Below are 18,844 nucleotides of genomic sequence, written 5' to 3' on the forward strand. Positions count from 1 at the left end.
CTTTATCTTTCAGTCTGTCTGTAATGTGTTAACCGAGCGTTACGCTTCGATTACGCCAAAAATTTCGCTTTCGTTCATGATGATCAGTTCTTCACCGTCTACGGTTACGGTGTTGCTGCCAGCGTAAGGGCCAAATACCACCTGGTCGCCTACGCTTACAGATACGGCACGCACATCGCCGTTATCCAATACTTTGCCAGCGCCTACGGCCACTACTTCACCCTGGTTGGGCTTCTCTTTGGCAGCACCGGGCAGCAGAATGCCACCAGCGGTTTTTTCTTCCTCTTCCTTGCGGCGTACTACCACACGGTCGTGTAATGGACGAATTTTCATCTTGGTTGTCTCCAACTTTTTATTTGCAAAACAATTTTATGTAAAACAAAGAGTTATTTGGTTTGTGCGCGAGATAAAAGTCGCGTTCCAAGCCTATGTGGTGGCTGCTGCGGCAAATTCAAGGGCATCGACACAAAAATTTGTTGCCCCAAACAACCGGGGCATCACATAGATAGGGGCTGATATGGGAGTTTCAAGGGGTAAAGAGAGGATACAGGTCGCAGGCTGCGCCTGCTGACAGGACGGGCTTCGCCCTACAGGGAACAGGAAAGGCAAGATCAGTCTTCCCGGCGGTACGAGCCTTCGATCACATCATTTTCATCGCGGCGGGTCGAGCGATGCTCATAAACCGTACCGCCAGCCCCGGCAACAGTTACCAACCCGGACAATTTGCTGAACAGCCAACGGCGAATACCCGGCGTCAGGCCAGCAAAGCCAATGGCATCGGTAACAAAGCCCGGCGTCAGCAACAACGCACCACTGACCGCCAGCATCAAGCCTTCGGCCATTTCCTGCGCCGGCATCTGGCCCTGTTGCATTTTCCAGTTGCCCCGCCGCAAAGTGTCGAACCCCTGCTTGCGCAACAGCGCAAAGCCGATAGCGGCGGTCAGAAAGACCAGGGCGATAGTGGGCACCGCACCGATAACACCACCCACCTCGATCAGCAGCCACATCTCAAGGATGGGCATAATGATGAACAGTAAAAACAGTGCGCGCATTGGCGGGTTCCGGTCGTTTGCAGTGCTTGGGTAGTTATTAGGTGGGGGTAAGTATGGGAGTTTCAAGGGCTGCTGCGAGCGTCGGGTTGCGAGCAGATCGAGCGTGCTTGTCATCCTGAGCGCAGTGAAGGATCTCTTTGCCTGTTTAAATTGCGAGATTCTTCGCTGCGCTCAGAATGACAAATTGGCACATCCTGCCCGCCGCCCGAGGCTCGCAGCTCGAAGCAATTGCAGTTACCCTACCCCCATGGAATCCACCCCCCAACAACGCATCTACGCCGTACTTCACTCCATCCCGCCCGGCAAAGTGGTTACCTACGGCCAGGTGGCAGAGCTGGCGGGTTTGCCACGGGCGGCGCGGCTGGTGGGTACAACACTGAAGAAACTCCCCGCTGGCTCTACCCTGCCCTGGCACCGGGTGATTAACTCCGCCGGTAAAATCAGCTTTCCCGGCGAACACCCCAATCACAAGCGCCAGCGGCAATTGCTGCTGGAGGAAGGCGTGTTGTTTACTGGAGATAGAGTGAAACTGCGGGAATATCAATGGCGGCCTTAGTGGCTATGGGCTACTGCTTTAATCTTTTCACTGCGGAAATGATAGAAAAACCATATCGCCAATACTATGGCCGGTATACCTATAGCCGCAGCATATAAAAAGAAGCTGTTGTATCCGAAGCTATCAACCACAACACCGGAAAAACCACTGATAAATTTACCCGGCAACGTCATTAAAGAACTAAACAGTGCATATTGAGTTGCCGTATAAGCTCTGTTGGTCAAACTGGAAAGGTAAGCAATAAAAACTGCGTTCGAGAATCCCCCGCTTAAGTTATCTGTACTGATAACCACAGCCAGCCACTCCACGTTCGGGCCAACACTCGCAAGCCATGCGAATGGCAGGTTTGCCAAAGCTACTGCTACAGCACCCACAATAAGTGGCTTATAAATTCCATACCTGACAACACACAAACCGCCGATAAAAGAGCCTGCAATCGTCATAAAAAACCCAAATACTTTGGAAACCGTCGCGATCTCTGACTTGGTGAACCCAATATCCAGATAGAACGGGTTAGCCATAATACCCATTGTGATATCGCTCAACCTGAACAGGCTGATAAACAGCAGTATCCATAGTGCATCTCTGCCGTTTCTCTTGAAAAAATCCACGAACGGGCTAACTACAGCGCTGATAAACCATGCTTCTATTTTGTGCCAACGACCCGGGCGGTCACTGTGCGTCAAGTGCCTCAGCTGCTGCTCCATTTCCTGTGTTTCATGGGAAATAACCCTCTCTGGCTCGCGAATGCAAAGCACGGTTATGACCCCCACCAACATCAGGACAGCCATTGACGTATAAGCACTTTCCCAACTCGCCCAATCGGCGATATACAGAGCTCCGGCACCCGCCACCAATAGCGCCAGGCGATAACCAAAGATATAGGTGGCTGACATGGCCCCCTGATACTCATCAACAGCGGACTCAATGCGGAAAGCATCGACTGCAATATCTTGAGTAGCTGCCGAAAATGCAATCAACACGGCACTTAATGCAAACGGGTATAACGCCTGATCTGGTTGCAACACTGCCATACTGAGCAAACCGACCATAATGCCAACCTGGGCAACAATCATCCAACTGCGACGCTGCCCCAGTGCTTCGGTCAGCCATGGCAAAGCAATCCGATCCACCACCGGAGCCCACAGCACCTTGATTGAGTAAGTGATACCCACCCAGCCGAAAAAGCCAATTGCGGTGCGACTTACTCCATAATCCCTCAACCAAGCCGTTAAGGTCGAAAATACCAACAGATAAGGCAAGCCTGCAGAAAACCCCAAAAACAACATCGTAACCACTTGGGGCTTCTGATAAACCCGAAATGCTTCACGCCAGGTTGATACAGTATTTGTCTGAACCATTTATTTTTCCATTGTTGTATTGATCGCCATCAGCGTCACAGGCACCAATGCTATACTGCCGCCGCCTCAGGAACAAAGAACAATGCAACCAATTATCCAAGTCCGCAATCTGGTTAAACAATTCGGCGACTTTTGCGCCGTGAACGATATTTCCTTCGATATTCCCGAGGGCATCTGCTTTGGCCTGCTGGGCCCCAACGGGGCTGGCAAAACCACCACCATTGAAATTATTGAAGGCATAAAAAAACCCACTTCAGGCGACATTCTGTATCGGGGCCAGCCTCGCGATGAGCAATTCAAGCTGGATGTGGGTATTCAATTCCAGTCCACGGCACTGATGGATTTTGTCACTACTCGCGAGGTGTTGGAGCTGTTTGGCGGCTTTTACGACACGCCTATGGATATTCAACAGCTGGCGGAGTTGTGCCAGTTGCAGGAGTTTCTCGACAGCTTTGCCACCAAATTGTCCGGTGGGCAGAAGCAGCGATTATTGCTGGCCATCGCGCTGATAAATGACCCGAAACTATTGTTCCTGGACGAGCCCACCACGGGCCTCGACCCGCAATCCCGGCGCAATTTCTGGGAGCTGATCGAAAACATCAAACAGCAGGGCAAAACCGTATTGCTCACTACCCACTATATGGACGAGGCGGAGCAGCTGTGCGACCAGTTAATTATTATGGATCACGGCAAGATTATCGCCGAGGGTTCGCCCAAACAACTGCTGAATCATCACTTTGGGCACAGCTACATTTGTCTGGATAACAGTTGTTTGGAGAACACTGAATTGGCATCACAACTCGAAGACTTGCCGTTACCGATCAATCAAACTGGCAGCCAGCTGGAAATACAAACCGACTCTGTTGAACAGACCATTCGCCAGCTGATAGAGCGGCGGGTAAACCTGAGCTCCCTGCGAGTGCGCAACCCCACTCTGGATGATTTGTTTTTAAAATTAACCGGACATCGTTTACGTAATTAACATGAATAAAGTCCTCGCACTCTGGGCCGCCCGCAACCGCGAATACTACCGCGACAAAGCCTCGCTGTTCTGGTCCTTCGTATTCACCCCCATGCTGGTGGTGATACTGGCGCTATCGTTTTCCGGCGAGGAGAGCGAGGTATTTAGCGTCGGCGTACTGGGCGACAGCAGCGCTTTTCCCGGTGCCGAGCGCGGTTACATTAGCGCCATCAATTACAGCGACCGAGAGCGGGCACTCAAGCAGATTCAGTACCAGCAAATCGCCATGCTGTTCGACCCGGCAGAGCAAACCTACTGGCTTAACGAACGCTCAGCCAAAAGCCGTTTACTACAGGAATTGCTGGCTGCGGAATTAACCAGCTGGCAACTGCAAACCACCAGTGGCCGCCAGGTGCGCTATATCGACTGGGTGCTGCCGGGCATGCTGGCCATGAACATTATGTTCAGCGGGCTGTTTGGTGTCGGCTACGTGATTGTTCGCTACCGCAAAAACGGCGTACTGAAACGGTTGCAGGCAGCACCGGTAAAAGCCTGGCAGTTTCTGCTGGCCCAGGGCATGTCGCGGTTGTCGATTATGCTGGTGGTTACCACCATTTTGTTTGTCGCCTGCTGGTGGCTGGTGGATTTACTGGTGGTGGGCAACCCCTGGTTACTGCTGTTGATTGCCTTTTTGGGCAACCTCAGCATTATCAGCCTGGCACTGTTGTTTGCCAGCCGCAGCGCCAGCGAAGAATTCACCAACGGCCTGCTCAATGCCATCAGCTTTCCCATGTTGCTGCTGTCGGAGGTGTGGTTCTCCCTGGATCGCGCCCCGCAGTGGCTACAAGGCATAGCGGAAATTTCACCGCTGACTCATATGGTACGTGCGGCGCGAACGGTAATGCTGGAAGGCGGCGACCTGAGCCAGATTTTGCCCGGCGTACTGGTGCTTACTGCCATGAGCCTGGTGTTCTTAATTACCGCTGGCTGGCTGTTTCGCTGGCATAATGAATAGGTGACAGGACGCGCTGCGCGCTACAGCTAACAGAATACAGCTGCCTTGTTTTACCTGTCACCTGTAAGGGCGCAGCCCGTCCTGTAACCTGCAACCTATGTTTTAAAGAACCACCAAAAACGCAATCAGGCAGAGCCACAGCACCATGGCGCGGTGGAACAGGCTGTGTACGGCTTCCAGTTCCGCTACCTGAATATCGGCACTGTCCACATTTGCCGACAGTGCGCCCACCACGTAGTGCAACAACACCTGGCCGGTGGTGCGTATGGGGCACACGACACACTCCTTCCAGTGGTGCATGCAACAACCAAAGTTGCCCACCAGGGCAAAGGTAAAGCCGAGCATGCGCACCGGCATCCATTCCATCAACCACAACCAGCGTTGAGCAAGGTTCAGAGCCGGGCATGTAATGCCGTCATCGGCATCGCAGTTGCCGCCCGAGCCATCCCGCTGTGTTTTGTTGGCCTGCAGCTCGCTGAGACGATAGAGCAGCGCACCGGGAGCGCCCAACAGAAAAAACCAGAAAACCACCGGAAAGCTGTGTTCAAAAAATCGATAAGAGAGTTTTTGCAAAAGCGCCTGGTGCAGTTCCTCACCGCTGTTGCGGGCAGGGGTGGATTCGCTGTCCAGTACATTCCTGTCCAATACGTCCAGTGCCGTATCGTCCCCTTGCAACTCCAGGGTATCGTGAAACACCGCCTGGCGATCATCCTGTTCCACATGGCCTTCTATGGTCTGCAGATTGGCGGGCAAGTTGCCACGCCCCAGACAGTAAAGCAGCACCAACAAACCAAATACCGTAGTACCCAGCATGCCCGCCCACTGAGCAACCAGATAGCCCAGCAGCCACATCAACGCCGCAGGCAATACCAGTGAAACAATAAATTTAGGCCACGGCAAAGGCCCGTCACCCAACTGCTTGAGCCAACTGAAAAACCAACCGTCCTGGTGCAAAAAGCGCAAATCCGGAATCAACCGATGCAGGCCCAAGGCTACAAGAATTATTAAAAAATCCATCTGTTACCTCATTCTGAAAACATTTGTCGTTCCCGCCTAATGTCCGGGATGACCAGCCAAACTGTCATTGCGAGCGCAGCGCGGCAATCCAGTGTCTTTTAAGACCCTGATGTACAAGTACCGATTGACAAGTAAAGCCTCTGGATCGCCGCGCTTCTCTCGCGATGACAAAAGTTTTAAGTCTCTCAGCCACCCATTTATTAATCGCCTGCGCGGGGATAACCAGCTATAAGGCCTTTTTGTAACGCGCCCAATCAAACGCCGGGCCCGGGTCAGTTTTGCGCCCCGGGGCTATATCACTGTGGCCGACTATACGTTCGGCAGTTATGCCGGGAAACTGAGCCATTAATTGCCGGGTGACGTTCACAAGGCTCGCATACTGCTCATCACTGTAGGGCAACTCGTCGGTACCTTCCAGCTCTATGCCGATGGAAAAATCGTTGCAATTGTCCCGCGCCTGAAACTGTGACGCCCCGGCGTGCCAGGCGCGAGCCGCAAAGGGGACGAACTGGGTCACCTTGCCCTGGCGGTCAATCAATAAATGTGACGATACCTGCAGGTCGGCAATGGTGGCAAAGTACGGGTGTTCTGCGCCGTTTAGGTCATTGCAGAAAAAACGCTGCACGTGACCGCCGCCAAACTCTCCCGGCGGCAGGCTGATATTGTGAATTACCAGCAAGTCCACCGGCGTATTTTGCGGCCTTTGATTATGGTTGGGGGATGGCACTGGCAGCGCATCGCGCAGCCAGCCCTGAGTGTCGATGGCGTTATTCATTGACGTCATCTTACCGCGAGGGGCAAGTGAAATAAATTAGGGCCTGAGAGATTGCCGCACAGCTCGCAATAGCGTGACAGGCTTACTGTTGGCGCATGTTGTCGATCACCGCTGCCAGAGCGCGATCGAATAATGGGCTGTTATCGATAATCACCAGTTGGTTTTTTTTCAGCAAATGCGCCAACTGGCGGCTGTTGCCAGCGGCTACTTTATGGCCCTGACGATCCACAAAGATATGAATATTCTGGGGGCCTGCGGCACCGATATAACGGGCTCGCAAGCCACCACCGGGAACACTGAACTCCACCCAGCAACCGGCGGGAATGGATTCTGCATCGTGGAGAAAATGCTCCTCGATGGTATCACCCAGTTGCGTCATATCCGGCAGGGCATCACCCGGCATCAGGGTTTTCTGCTCGCCGGGAATCGCCGGGTAAACTTGTTCGACAGCAACGGCGTCAGATGTCGAGCGGCCTTCAGGTGATTCCAGCGTGAGCAATTTTTCCAGATCGCGCACCAGATGTTCCGTCTGGTAAGGGTCGAGGGCAATCTCTGCCAGCTTGCTGCGTATATTGGCGGCCAGCTCTACGCCGCAGGTTTGTTCGCCATTATTCCCCAGGCTGCACTCCAACACCTGTTCAAACATGGTTTTGGCTCGGCGCCACTGGGCAGACTCGGCGCCCTCGCGCAGGTGATTTAAAAACAGCACTTTGCACCAGGCCTGCTCTGCAAAAGTGACCACCACTTTGGGCACAGTGCGCCCTACCATGCCATCGTGCAGCAGTTGCTTGACCGCGTTGTAGGAGTGATGAAGTTGCGAACTGGCTTGCTCGTCTTCCAGCAAGTGTTGCTCGCGAGAGAGCGCCTGACGGCGTTGCTTTTCCGTTACTGACACCAACTCAGTCAGCGCCTGGGTAAGACGCACCGGGCTGCTGGCACAGTTCAACAACTGTTGCAGTGCCTGGCTTATATGCGGATACAGGGAGTCGTTATCCAGGTCTTCCGCACCGGTAAAGCCCTGCGCTGCCTGCACGATTTCATTAAACAACCGGCGGGCGGGATGGCGTTGTTTGTCAAAAAAACCGGAATCGCTGAGTGCGGCTTTGGCGATGGCAATTTGCAATTCGGCCATCTGTGTTTCCAGAGTGGGGGGAAAACTTTCATCCGCGCAAATATGGTCGAACAAGCCATCCACCAAATGCACCAACCCCCGCTCGGTGCTACCCAGCGACATGGGGTGGCTACCGCTGGCAAGCTGTTGCTGAATACGTTCCAGCAGCGACGATACGCCGCTTATTTCCAATTGTCCTACCGCTTTTAAAACTTCAGCGGGGGCCGCTTCTGGCAGCTCCGGCAGCTTGCCATTGTTTTCTTCTTCACCCTGCTGCCAGTGACGAGCCATCACCGAATTCAGTTGGCTCACCAGACGGCCGTAGTTTTTTTGTTGCTGTTGCAGACTGTCGCGGTCGAGAAAATCCCCGGGGTGACGGCCATTTTCTAGCAGCGTTTTTTGTGGTTGAGAGCGAATGGGCTGCGCCTCGGCCCCCTGGCGTTTTTCCAGATCGGGCAGCACCCCAAGCTCTTGCAGCAATTGGTTACTTTGCGACAGAAAATCTCCCAGAGGGGAAACGACATGGCGTTCAAATAATTTCAGCAATACCAGTTTGGAACGAATACCAACTTCCAGATCGGCAGTGGCACGGAAAAACGTATCGCAAACCGTATCCGGCCCCAGCGGGTTGTCTTTCAGTGACACCGACTCACCGGTAAGAGACTCCAGGCGGGTTGCCAAAGTCTGTAATTGCTGGCGGTTGCCTTCATCGGCTCTGGACACCATGGCATCCAGGGCAATGATTTCTTCCAGCTCATCGCCGTCCGCCAACTCAAAAGCGCTGTTTTTTTGTTGTCGTTGCTGGCGCCGTTCCGCCGCCTCAGAGTCGACAAGGCTGTCGAAAGCCAATTCCAGAGAGTTTTGAAAACTGGATTCGATGTTTTTGCGCTCAAAGCGAATCAGGCGCATGGCATCAAAGTAGAGTGTTTGCTGGCGGGAGTTGTCGGAACGGTCGGCAAGGTCAAAAAAAGTGTCGTCTACCTGTTCAAAAACCGCTTTCAGTCGCGTGGAAAAATGGCGCTCTGCACGATCCCGAAGCATGCGCAAAGGCGGCGGCAAAACACCACTTTGTCGCTGTTGCAGGGTAGTTCCATTTTTAACAATGTGCAGATGCCCTTCGGCCATGGGAGCACTTTTGGATTTACTTTTGGATTTATTGTCGGGAAAACTATAGCCATACTGGTAAAAAAATTCCAGTATTCAATGCATTAGCATTTTTTCAGCCTTGACTGTCAGGCAATATTTTTTGTGTCTTCCAGGCTGTGCTGCAGGTTATCCAGCACGGTTTCCATCGCCTGATCGAACAATGGCTGCTTATCCAGTACCACCAAGCGCTGGCTTTTTACCGCGCGGGCCAATTGTTGACGGGAGCCCTGAATCACTTTTGATCCCCGGCGATTAACAAAAATCAGAGTACCGTTTTTGCCATCGTCATCGGCGCCAACAACACCGGCGAAACGCGCCCGACGAGTGGTATCTTCACCGGTTGCCAATTCCACCCAGTCGCCGTTTTCCAGATTGTCTATTTGTTTCAGGTAGCGGGATTCGACGTTTTTATCGTTGCTATTGACCGGTAGCTTACAGGGCTCACCAGGAATATTGAGCATCAGCGCCGCTACTTTTTTGGCAACCAGTTTCGGGTCCGGCTTGCCTTGCTCGCGGCCTGTTTTCCGCAGCTCTATCAAACGCTCTATGCCCTTGGCAAGAAATTCAATTTGGTAGGGGTCGATAGCGGCTTTTTCCAGTTGCAGGCGAACTTCTTCCATCAACTTTTCACGATCCAGGCCGTCATCAATTGCCCCTTCCGGCCCGGCGAAAGCAATCACTGTTTCCAGCAGTTGCAAGGCATCGTTCCAGGCACTGGAAAGCTCCCCTTCCCGCAGGTGTGCCAAAAACAAGACTTTGCCCCAACCCTGCTCCACAAAAGACGTGACAACACCGGGAAGCTCAAACCCTAACAGACGCTGCTCCAGACTCTGTTTAACAATGGTGTGGGAGGTGTTCAGGCGGGAGCGGCCATCTTCTTCCTCCAACATGCGATGTTCCACTGCCCTGCTGCGGCGCTGTTCGCGGCCCACAAAAGACACAAAATCATCCAGCAGTTGCGGCAGCTGATCGCTGTCTACGTCCGACTGGTGAAGCTGGTCCACCACTTCGTGAATTTTTTTGTACACCGGGTCGTTGCTGGCTTCCTCGTTTTCGCCAAAGCCCACGGACGCTTGTGCTACCTCATTGAGCAATTGCCGAGCCGGGTGTTGTTCGCTGTCGAAAAACTGGCCGTCCTGCAGGGCAATTTTGGCAATTGCCAGTTCCAGGTTTCTCATGGCGCCATTCAGGGCGGGGGAAACCACGTTGTTTTCGCAGGCCTGCTGGAACAGCAAATCCACCAGAGTCACCACAGTGCGGTCCATCTGACTAAGCTGCTGAGGCAACTGCTGGCCGATGTGATCCAGCAAGGATTGTGTATCACCATTGGCACTCAAGTGATTGCTGTTATCGTGCAGCTGGCCAATAACCGCCAATAAATCTTCGTGAGGGGCGTATTGTTCACTGTCGGCACTGCCGGGCAGCTCTGTGCCCTGCTGTCGAGTATTCTGCTGCCGGGCAATCAGGCTGCTGAGTTTTTCCAATACACCGCTGGCGGCCGGGACACCACTGGCAGGCACTTGACGGCTGCTGCCAGCTACTTGGCGGTTTGATGCCGAGCGTTTTCTGGTCTGCTCAATATTGGGCAAAACGCCCAACTCTTTGAGCAACAGATTGCCCTGCTGAACCAACTCCGCCAATTTGGACAGCACATGGCGCTCAAACAATTTCAGCAACACCAGACGGGAGCGAATATCCAGCTCTACCTTTTCAGTCGCCTGCTGGAAAGCGCGGCAAATGGCCTCACCCCCCAGCGGGTTATTGGTGTCATCGACCTGACAGTCGTAAAGGCTGTCCAGGCGCTTGCAGAGAATCTGCAGGCCACGCTTGCTGTGTTCTTCAGCGCGACGCACCATGACCTCAAAGGCCACTTTTTGTTCTACCTCGTCGTTTTCCATCAGTTCCATGGAGTCCAGATCCGCATCCGACTCCTCTGCTGCGGCCATCAACAAGCTGGCCAGGGTACTTTCATAAAAACCGCTGCGCACGTATTTCAGGCACTCTTGCTCGATGGAGTTGCGGTTCATACGCAAAACCCGCATGGCATCAAAGTACAGTGTTTGCTGCTGGTTATTTTCCGCGTTGTCTGCCAGGTCGAAGAAGGTGTCGTCCACCTGCTCGAACACCACCTCCAGGCGGTCGGCGATAAAATTCACCGACTTGGACGCCAGCATTTGCAGGCCCGGGTCCAGCTCTGCGGGGCGCCTGGTTCTGGCGGTGGCTGATGTGCTGTCGACAACGTGCAGGTGCCTAGTCATGGTGTTCACCGATTGTGAGTAGCGGTTAAATAAGGGGGTGGGTACCAAACGGAGCAATGCTCAAGGGGCTTCCCCACGCCATAAATCTAAACCATAAGAACCAAATATAAAGTCGATTTTTAATACTTTTTTACTATTTGCGACCCCTTTCACAAGCCAGATGGCACCAATACCGCTGTGCAACGGTGAAGCCCCACTCAACGGCACTGCCCTTCGCGAAGTGGGACCGCTATAATCGCGCCCTCTGCAATCACCCCCGGTAACCAGCATGTCTATCACCCCCCAACTGGCAGACGATATTCGCTTGTGTGTGGCGCGCGCCCTGGCAGAAGACATTGGCAGCGGCGACATCACCGCCCAGCTGATTCCCCCGCAACGCCAGGCATCGGCACGGGTCATTAGCCGCGAAGCTGCCACTTTTTGCGGCCGCGCCTGGGTGGACGAGGTATACCGGCAGCTGGACCCTCAGGTAATGATTGAATGGATGGTGGAAGACGGCCAGCCCATTGCCCCGGATCAGACCCTGTTTACCCTGTCCGGCAACGCCCGCAGCCTGTTAACCGGCGAGCGCGCCGCGCTCAATTACCTGCAAACCCTGTGTGGCACCGCCACCGCCGCCAGCGAATTTGCCCGCTTGCTTGGCGACAGTCCGATCAAAATACTCGACACCCGCAAAACCATTCCCGGCCTGCGCCTGGCACAAAAATACGCCGTAAAAACCGGCGGTTGCCACAACCACCGCATCGGTCTGTACGACGCTTTTTTGATCAAGGAAAATCATATTGCCGCCTGTGGTGGCATATCCCAGGCAGTGAGCCAGGCCCAGCAAATCGCCCCCGGCAAGCCGGTGGAAGTGGAAGTGGAAAACCTCGACGAACTGCAACAAGCCATAGATGCCGGTGCAGATATAGTGATGCTGGACAACTTTGCGAAAGAGATGGTTGTTCAAGCAGTTGAGCTGGCAGCCGGGCAGGTAAAACTGGAAGTGTCCGGCAACATCACCGCCGAAGGCTTAGCGGATGCAGCCGCAGCGGGGATTGATTTTATTTCTTCCGGCGCCCTGACCAAGCACTGTCGAGCGGTGGATTTGTCGTTTCGGCTGGACAGTTAATTCTGGTGGCCCAGGCATTTTCAGTGGCGATTATTCCGCTCTTGAGCTCTCCACAAAGTCTCCATAGACATCCAGAGTAGCTCCAGCCCAGCTACAGAATCTGTCGGCATAGTAGCTCCGTCTATCAACGGAGAATAATTATGCGCCCAGCCACCACCCGTCGGCTGCTGGCAGTCTTGCTTTTACTGTCAGCAGCAACAATCACCTTAGCGGCACCAAACCCGCCAAAAGAAAGCGATGCTCCCTACTTTTTTGTAGAAGGTGACTATTCCGGTACTGATCGCCTTCCCTTAAAAGCAAGTCACGCAGATATTCGGCTCAATGGTTTTATTGCCAGCGTGACCTTGACCCAGGAATATCGCAACGAAGGCCATATTCCCATCAACGCCCGTTATATTTTCCCCGGCTCTACCCGGGCCGCCGTCAACGGTATGACAATGACCATTGGCGAGCGACGCATTGTGGCCAAGATCAAGGAAAAACAGCAGGCCAAAAAGATTTTTAACGACGCCAAAAAAGCCGGTAAATCTGCATCGCTGTTATCCCAGAAAAGGCCCAATGTGTTCTCTATGGATGTGGCCAATGTGATGCCTGGCGACCGGATAAAAATTGAACTCACCTACACCGAAATCATCACACCGGAAGACAGCATTTACGAATTTGTACTGCCCGGTGTGGTGGGGCCACGCTACGGCGGCGATGCGGCGCAATCCAGTGGCGAAACCCGCTGGATTGGCAACCCCTATCTGGCCGAGGGCACACAAGACCCGGTGCGTTACGGCATTGAGGTAACAATCGCTTCGCCTTTACCCATTAGTGGCCTCACTTCACCCAGCCACAAAATAATGGCCGATTGGCAAGACGATAAAACCGCCAACCTGCAATTGCGCGACAGTAAAGATGCGGGCAACCGTGACTTTATTTTGCGTTACCAGCTGCAAGGCAAGCAGATACTCACCGGGCTTAATCGCTTTGAAAGCAACGGTGAAAATTACTTTCTACTGGTTGCCCAACCCCCTCAAAAAGTATTGCCGGAACAACTGCCCGCCCGGGATTATTTTTTCGTAGTGGATGTATCCGGTTCCATGCATGGCTTTCCGCTGGATACCACCAAGCAGTTGATGAACAGGCTGCTGAGCACACTGACTCCGAGCGATCGTTTCAATATTCTGTTTTTCGCCGGGGGCTCTCGCCTGTTGTCACCGCAACCGCTGGCGGCAACCGCCACAAATATCGCCCGCGCCAGCGCCATGATGAACAACCAGTCCGGTGGCGGCGGCACCAATCTCTACTCTGCCATGCAAAAAGCCCTCGCCATGAATGGCGACGAAAACAGTTCGCGCAATATTGTGCTGATCAGCGATGGCTACATCAGCGCCGAACAGCGGGTGTTTTCGCTGATTGACCAGAACCTGCACCGCAACAATGTATTTGCGTTTGGTATCGGTTCGTCGGTAAACCGCTATTTGATCGAAGGCATTGCCAAGGCTGGCCGGTCAGAGGCATTTGTAGTCACTAACCGGGCCGAGGCCAACCGCCAGGCAAAGCGCTTCTTCAACTATATTGCTGCCCCGGCGCTCACCAATATCCAGGTAACTGCCAAGGATGTAGAACTGTACGATATGGAGCCGGCCAGGGTACCGGACATGTTGGCACAGCGCGCGGTTATGGTGCTGGGGAAATACCGCAACGCCGGGCCCGAGGCCACCATCGGGCTGAAAGGAAACAACGGCCAGGGGGAACACCAGTGGTCATTTGCACTGCAGGAGTCCGCAGCAGCGGACCATACCCTGCCACAATTGTGGGCACGCAAGCGGCTGGAACGAATGTATGTTATTGCTGACCAGGATGCCGACCGGCAACGCCAAAGCATTGTCGACATTGGCCTGAGATATTCATTGCTCACACGGCACACCTCTTTTGTGGCCGTTGACGAAACCGTGCGCAATACAACCGGCAACAGCAAAGACGTCAAACAACCCCTGCCCTTACCCAAGGGAGTCAGCAACCACGCAGTAGGCAAACCCATGCCGGAGCCGGAGCTGTACCTGCTGGCACTGATCGCATTACTACTGGCAACCCTGTTGCATCGACGCAGAGCGCACTATGCCCTGGCCCGCTAAGCCGCTTTTGGAGCAAGGCTGGGCCTTGTTGAGAACGGGGTGGCTGTGGTGGACGCTGTCGCTGGGGCTGGCCCTGCTGTTGAAACACCACTATAGCGTTGCCTCCATCGCCGACCTCAACTGGATCATGCAACCACTGGCGCTCTTGCTGGAGTGGCTCAGCGGCCATCGGTTTTTGCAGAGCGACAACCTGGAATGGTTTAGCTACAGCGCCGATGTGCGCCTGGTAAAAGGCTGCGCCGGTATTAATTTTATGATTCTGTCATTGCTGGTGTACTGCTGGGTATGGCAACCCAAAAAGCCAGGTCTTCAGGTACTGGCGTTACCGGCTGCGGCAATAGCGGCCTGGGCGACCTGCCTGCTGGCCAACAGCCTGCGTATTCTGCTCGCCATGACAGCAGCCAGGCAGCAGTGGGATTGGTCGGCACTGGGCATTGATGCCAGCCAACAACACCGGCTGATTGGTTTACTGGTTTACCTGCCGCTGTTGTCAGCCCAAATGATGCTGAAGCAGCGGCGGGGGTATCTGCCACTGGTATTACCGGTTGTGTTGTACGCGCTGTTAATGGTGGCTGTGCCGTTGATTACCGGAAATGCTTTTCGGCAGCCACTGTTCTTTACGCAACATATCAGCCTGATTGCGATATTGGTGGTATTAACTGGAGCAGTAGTTGTCGTTCACCGCGCCCTCAAGCCAGCACGCAGGGTGGATTAGCGCAGCGTAATCCAGCAAATATTCTGCCAAACCCTTGGTGGATTACGCCTTCGGCTAATCCCCCCTACAAAAACGGCTTGTGTGGTTCAAACCAACACCCAATGTTCCTCACCAAAGGCCCAGTGTTTGTGAATAGTTTTCTGAGCGACCCCATCTTTTTCCAGTTTTAACAAATGCGCCCACAGGGAGTAACTGGCGACTTTGTGCAAGTGAGCACTTACATCGCCGTATACCACCGGCAGCAGTGCTTCCAGGCTGGATTCCCCCAATTGCTCAAGAGCGGAGATGACTTTGCGCTCCCGTTTCAAACGGTGCTCGATCAGTTGTTCGATATTTTCCCGGGGTTCATCTATCAGGCCGCCGTGCGCGGGGGCGATGGTGTCGATATCCAGTGTCTGCAGTTTTTGCAGTGATGACAGGTAGTCTTTCATGTCACCGCTGGGGGGAATAATTACTACCGAGCCACCGCCAAACAGGTGGTCGCCCGCAAACAGGGTTTTTTCCTGTTCCAGCAGGTAACACACATGGTTACCCACATGGCCCGGTGTGTAGATAGCCTGCAAACGAAACTCACCACACTCCAGCCATTCGCCATCGGCGATATTGCGGTCCACCTGAAAACTGCTGTCCTGGTGGCCGTCGTCCGGCATAACCTGGCCGATGGGCTCGGCACCGGTGGCTGCTATTAGCGCCTGAGCCGCCGGGGAATGGTCCGGGTGGGTATGGGTAACAACCACCCATTTGAGCCTGTCACCACAGGCGGCGAGAATATCCTGAATATGGGAATCAATGGCCGGGCCGGGGTCGATCACTGCAACCTGTTCCCCCCCCACCAGGTAAGTGTGGGTACCCGTAGCGGTCATGGGGCCTGGATTGGGGGCGGTGATACGGCGGACCAAGGGTGAGAGTTGTTTTAACATAACAACGAGTTTCGGGCTACGCGGTGGGTATCTGTCATTCTGAGCGCAACGAAGAGTCTCGCACCAGGAAGCAGTACAGAGATCCTTCACTACGCTCAGGATGACAGCGGATAGAAAGCAGCTGATTTACAACTCAACCAGCGGGCTGATATCGGCGTCGTAATCCACGCCGTCAAAGCCGAAGCCAAACAGCTTGAGAAAATCCTCGTGGTATCCGGCGTAGTCGGACAGGTCGCGCAGGTTTTCAGTGGATACCTGAGCCCACAACTCCTTGACCCTGTCCTGAATGGAGTCGTCCAGCTCTTTCAGGTCCATACGCAGGCGGCCCACTTCGTCGGTATCTCGCTCGCCCCTGGTGTAAAACTGATCGGCAAACAGGCCGTAAATCTGCTCAATCACCCCTTCGTGGCTGCCCTGCTCTTTCATCACTTTAAACAGTAGAGAGATATACAGGGGCATAACCGGAATGGCAGAACTGGCCTGGGTAACCACGGCTTTCAGAACCGCCACTTTGGACTCACCACCAATGGCCTGCAGTTTGGTGGCGATGGCGCTGGAGGCGCGGTCCAGGTCTTCCTTGGCCTTGCCGATGGTGGCCTTGCCGTAAATGGGCCAGGTGAGCTCCTTGCCAATATAGGTGTAAGCCACGGTTTTGCAGCCATCCGCCAGCAGGCCGGCGTCGGACAGGGCGTCGATCCACAACTCCCAGTCTTCGCCGCCCATCACCTTGACGGTGTTGGCAATTTCTTCGTCGCTGGCGGGCTCTACGGTAACTTCGTTCACCACTTCGGTGTCGGTGTTCAAACCTTTGGTGGTGTAGCTCTGGCCCACCGGCTTGAGGGTAGAGCTGTAGGTCACACCGGTTTTCGGGTCGGTGCGGCGCGGCGATGCCAGGCTGTATACCACCATATCAACCGGGCCCATTTCCGCCTTTAGCTTGGCGATGGTTTGCTCTTTCAGCTCGTCAGAGAAAGCATCGCCATTGAGACTTTCGGCATACAGTCCCTGCGCCCGCGCCGCCTCGTGAAAAGCCGCAGAATTGTAGTAACCGGCAGAGGCGGTGCGTTTTTCGGTGGGGGGCTTTTCAAAGAAGATACCCAGGGTATCTGCACCGCCGCCAAAAGCCGCGGTAATCCGCGATGCCAAACCGTAACCGGTGGATGCACCAATCACCAAAACCTTTTTGGGCGCACTGTCGATGGTGCCCTGTTGTTTGACGTATTCGATCTGTTCACGAACGCTGGCGGCACAACCCGCCGGGTGCGCATTGGTGCAGATAAAACCGCGGATTTTGGGTTTGATAATCATTCAGCAGTCTCCAGTAATTAAGCGTGCTGCAACCGGCAGCCTGTCGGTGTGATTGGGTAAACAGGGCGCAATGATACGCGCAAAGTGGTTTTTTTTCAGCCGCTGAGAGCGGGGCGCACCCGGGCTACATGTTGCCAAGGCGCGATGACTTACAGCAACTCCACCGCAATAGCAGTGGCCTCGCCGCCGCCGATACACAGGGACGCCATACCGCGGGTTTTGCCGTGGGTTTGCAGGGCCGCAATCAGCGTGACAAGTATGCGAGCACCGCTGGCACCCAGCGGGTGGCCCAGGGCGGTGGCACCACCGTGCACATTGACTTTATGGTGGGGGATATCCAGTTCAGTCATGGCTGCCATGCTCACCACTGCAAAGGCTTCGTTCACTTCAAACAGGTCCACATCCGCTACTGACCAATCGAGTTTTTGCAGCAATGTTTGCATGGCGCCTACCGGTGCGGTGGTAAACCATTCCGGCTCATGGGCGTGCTGGCTACTGCCGCGAATGGCGGCGATGGGTTTAAGGCCGCGTTTTTCCGCCTCACTTTGGCGCATCAGCACCAGTGCCGCCGCGCCATCGGATATGGAGCTGGCGTTGGCCGGGGTGATGGTGCCGTCTTTTTTAAAGGCAGGTTTTAAAGCGGGAATCTTGTCCGGGCGCGCCTTGCCCGGCTGTTCGTCGGTATCGATCAGGGTATCGCCTTTGCGACTCTTCACGACCACCGGAGCGATCTCATTTTTGAAATGGCCCCCCTCAATAGCCGCATTCGCACGGCGCAGGGATTCGATGGCGTACTCATCCTGTTGTTCGCGGGTAAACTGGTATTTGTCAGCACAGTTTTCGCCAAAGGCTCCCATCAGGCCACCGGCGTAGGCATCCTGCAGGCCGTCGTAAAACATATGGTCGAGCACTTCACCGTGACCCAGGCGCTGACCGCTGCGGGCCTTGGGCAGCATATAGGGGGTATTGGTCATGCTTTCCATGCCACCGGCCACCACCACATCGGCACTGCCGATTTGCAGTTCGGCGGCGGCCATCATTACGGTTTTCATGCCGGAACCGCAGACTTTGTTCACGGTGCTGCAGGGCACACTTTTCGGCAGGCCGGCAGCCAGCGCCGCTTGGCGGGCCGGAGCCTGACCCAGCCCTGCAGGTAACACACAGCCCATCAGCACTTCATCCACTTGATCCGGTGTTACGCCGGCGCGTTCAACCGCTGCGCGAATGGCCGTTCCACCCAGTTCGGTGGCAGACACGGTGCTGAAGTCTCCCTGAAAGCCCCCCATAGGGGTGCGTGCCATACCGACAATTACAATTGGGTCATTCATTGGGTTACCTCGGAGTTTTTCGTGTAGCTGTCATCCTGAGGTGGCGCAGCCGACCTGAGGATATCAATATTTGATCGTTGTGAGATC

16 protein-coding genes are annotated in these 18,844 nt (G+C 54.4%); 6 read left to right on the top strand and 10 right to left on the bottom strand.

The window, feature by feature from the left end:
* Window positions 1–39: 39 nt before the first annotated feature.
* Together ACVBEJ_RS10520 and ACVBEJ_RS10525 are read right to left on the bottom strand one after the other, a co-directional pair.
* Window positions 40–333, bottom strand: a complete 294-nt coding sequence (locus ACVBEJ_RS10520; protein ID WP_447129586.1) for a co-chaperone GroES — start codon at window positions 331–333, stop codon at window positions 40–42.
* A 278-nt stretch (window positions 334–611) separates the two neighbouring features.
* On the bottom strand, window positions 612–1,052 hold the full coding sequence (locus ACVBEJ_RS10525; RefSeq protein WP_447129587.1) for an FxsA family protein: 441 nt from the start codon (window positions 1,050–1,052) through the stop codon (window positions 612–614).
* A gap of 247 nt (window positions 1,053–1,299) precedes the next feature.
* Between ACVBEJ_RS10525 and ACVBEJ_RS10530 the strand changes: the two genes are divergently transcribed.
* Entirely contained in the window at window positions 1,300–1,608 is a 309-nt protein-coding gene (locus ACVBEJ_RS10530; protein WP_447129588.1) for an MGMT family protein, read from the top strand.
* Here ACVBEJ_RS10530 and ACVBEJ_RS10535 read toward each other — a convergent pair.
* Complete coding sequence (locus ACVBEJ_RS10535) at window positions 1,605–2,969, bottom strand: AmpG family muropeptide MFS transporter (protein ID WP_447129589.1); 1,365 nt, start codon at window positions 2,967–2,969, stop codon at window positions 1,605–1,607. The two genes, ACVBEJ_RS10530 and ACVBEJ_RS10535, sit on opposite strands and share 4 nt — an antisense overlap.
* 82 nt (window positions 2,970–3,051) lie before the next feature.
* Between ACVBEJ_RS10535 and ACVBEJ_RS10540 the strand changes: the two genes are divergently transcribed.
* Window positions 3,052–3,951 carry an ABC transporter ATP-binding protein gene (locus ACVBEJ_RS10540; RefSeq protein ID WP_447129590.1) on the top strand — a complete coding sequence of 300 codons (900 nt, stop codon included), beginning with the start codon at window positions 3,052–3,054 and terminating at the stop codon, window positions 3,949–3,951.
* 1 nt (window position 3,952) lies between these two features.
* Window positions 3,953–4,945, top strand: coding sequence for an ABC transporter permease (locus ACVBEJ_RS10545; RefSeq protein WP_447129591.1), 993 nt, complete (start codon window positions 3,953–3,955; stop codon window positions 4,943–4,945).
* Between the two features lie 102 nt (window positions 4,946–5,047).
* Here ACVBEJ_RS10545 and ACVBEJ_RS10550 read toward each other — a convergent pair whose 3' ends face one another.
* From ACVBEJ_RS10550 to ACVBEJ_RS10565, 4 genes are all read right to left on the bottom strand, one after another.
* Complete coding sequence (locus ACVBEJ_RS10550) at window positions 5,048–5,962, bottom strand: hypothetical protein (RefSeq protein WP_447129592.1); 915 nt, start codon at window positions 5,960–5,962, stop codon at window positions 5,048–5,050.
* A 226-nt stretch (window positions 5,963–6,188) separates the two neighbouring features.
* Window positions 6,189–6,737: a 1,6-anhydro-N-acetylmuramyl-L-alanine amidase AmpD gene (gene ampD / locus ACVBEJ_RS10555; protein ID WP_447129593.1), complete on the bottom strand. Its 549-nt coding sequence runs from the start codon at window positions 6,735–6,737 to the stop codon at window positions 6,189–6,191.
* Between the two features lie 82 nt (window positions 6,738–6,819).
* Window positions 6,820–8,973, bottom strand: a complete 2,154-nt coding sequence (locus tag ACVBEJ_RS10560; protein WP_447129594.1) for a DUF1631 family protein — start codon at window positions 8,971–8,973, stop codon at window positions 6,820–6,822.
* Between the two features lie 107 nt (window positions 8,974–9,080).
* Complete coding sequence (locus ACVBEJ_RS10565; protein WP_447129595.1) at window positions 9,081–11,252, bottom strand: DUF1631 family protein; 2,172 nt, start codon at window positions 11,250–11,252, stop codon at window positions 9,081–9,083.
* A 268-nt stretch (window positions 11,253–11,520) separates the two neighbouring features.
* Between ACVBEJ_RS10565 and nadC the strand changes: the two genes are divergently transcribed.
* The 3 genes from nadC to xrtK all read left to right on the top strand — a co-directional run bounded on the left by nadC (window position 11,521) and on the right by xrtK (window position 15,201).
* Window positions 11,521–12,363: a carboxylating nicotinate-nucleotide diphosphorylase gene (gene nadC / locus ACVBEJ_RS10570; RefSeq protein WP_447129596.1), complete on the top strand. Its 843-nt coding sequence runs from the start codon at window positions 11,521–11,523 to the stop codon at window positions 12,361–12,363.
* 140 nt (window positions 12,364–12,503) lie between these two features.
* A complete protein-coding gene (locus ACVBEJ_RS10575; protein ID WP_447129597.1) occupies window positions 12,504–14,486 on the top strand; it encodes a VIT domain-containing protein in 1,983 nt (660 codons plus the stop codon).
* Window positions 14,470–15,201: an exosortase K gene (gene xrtK, locus ACVBEJ_RS10580; protein WP_447129598.1), complete on the top strand. Its 732-nt coding sequence runs from the start codon at window positions 14,470–14,472 to the stop codon at window positions 15,199–15,201. The genes ACVBEJ_RS10575 and xrtK overlap by 17 nt, the downstream gene beginning before the upstream one ends.
* Before the next feature lie 86 nt (window positions 15,202–15,287).
* Here the strand turns inward: xrtK and ACVBEJ_RS10585 are convergent, their stop codons facing one another.
* The 3 genes from ACVBEJ_RS10585 to ACVBEJ_RS10595 all read right to left on the bottom strand — a co-directional run bounded on the left by ACVBEJ_RS10585 (window position 15,288) and on the right by ACVBEJ_RS10595 (window position 18,757).
* Entirely contained in the window at window positions 15,288–16,121 is an 834-nt protein-coding gene (locus ACVBEJ_RS10585) for an MBL fold metallo-hydrolase (protein ID WP_447129599.1), read from the bottom strand.
* Between the two features lie 126 nt (window positions 16,122–16,247).
* Entirely contained in the window at window positions 16,248–17,429 is a 1,182-nt protein-coding gene (fabV, locus tag ACVBEJ_RS10590) for an enoyl-ACP reductase FabV (protein WP_447129600.1), read from the bottom strand.
* 149 nt (window positions 17,430–17,578) lie between these two features.
* A complete protein-coding gene (locus tag ACVBEJ_RS10595) occupies window positions 17,579–18,757 on the bottom strand; it encodes an acetyl-CoA C-acyltransferase (RefSeq protein ID WP_447129601.1) in 1,179 nt (392 codons plus the stop codon).
* Between the last annotated feature and the right edge of the window lie 87 nt (window positions 18,758–18,844).

This window comes from Porticoccus sp. GXU_MW_L64 (genome assembly GCF_052983295.1).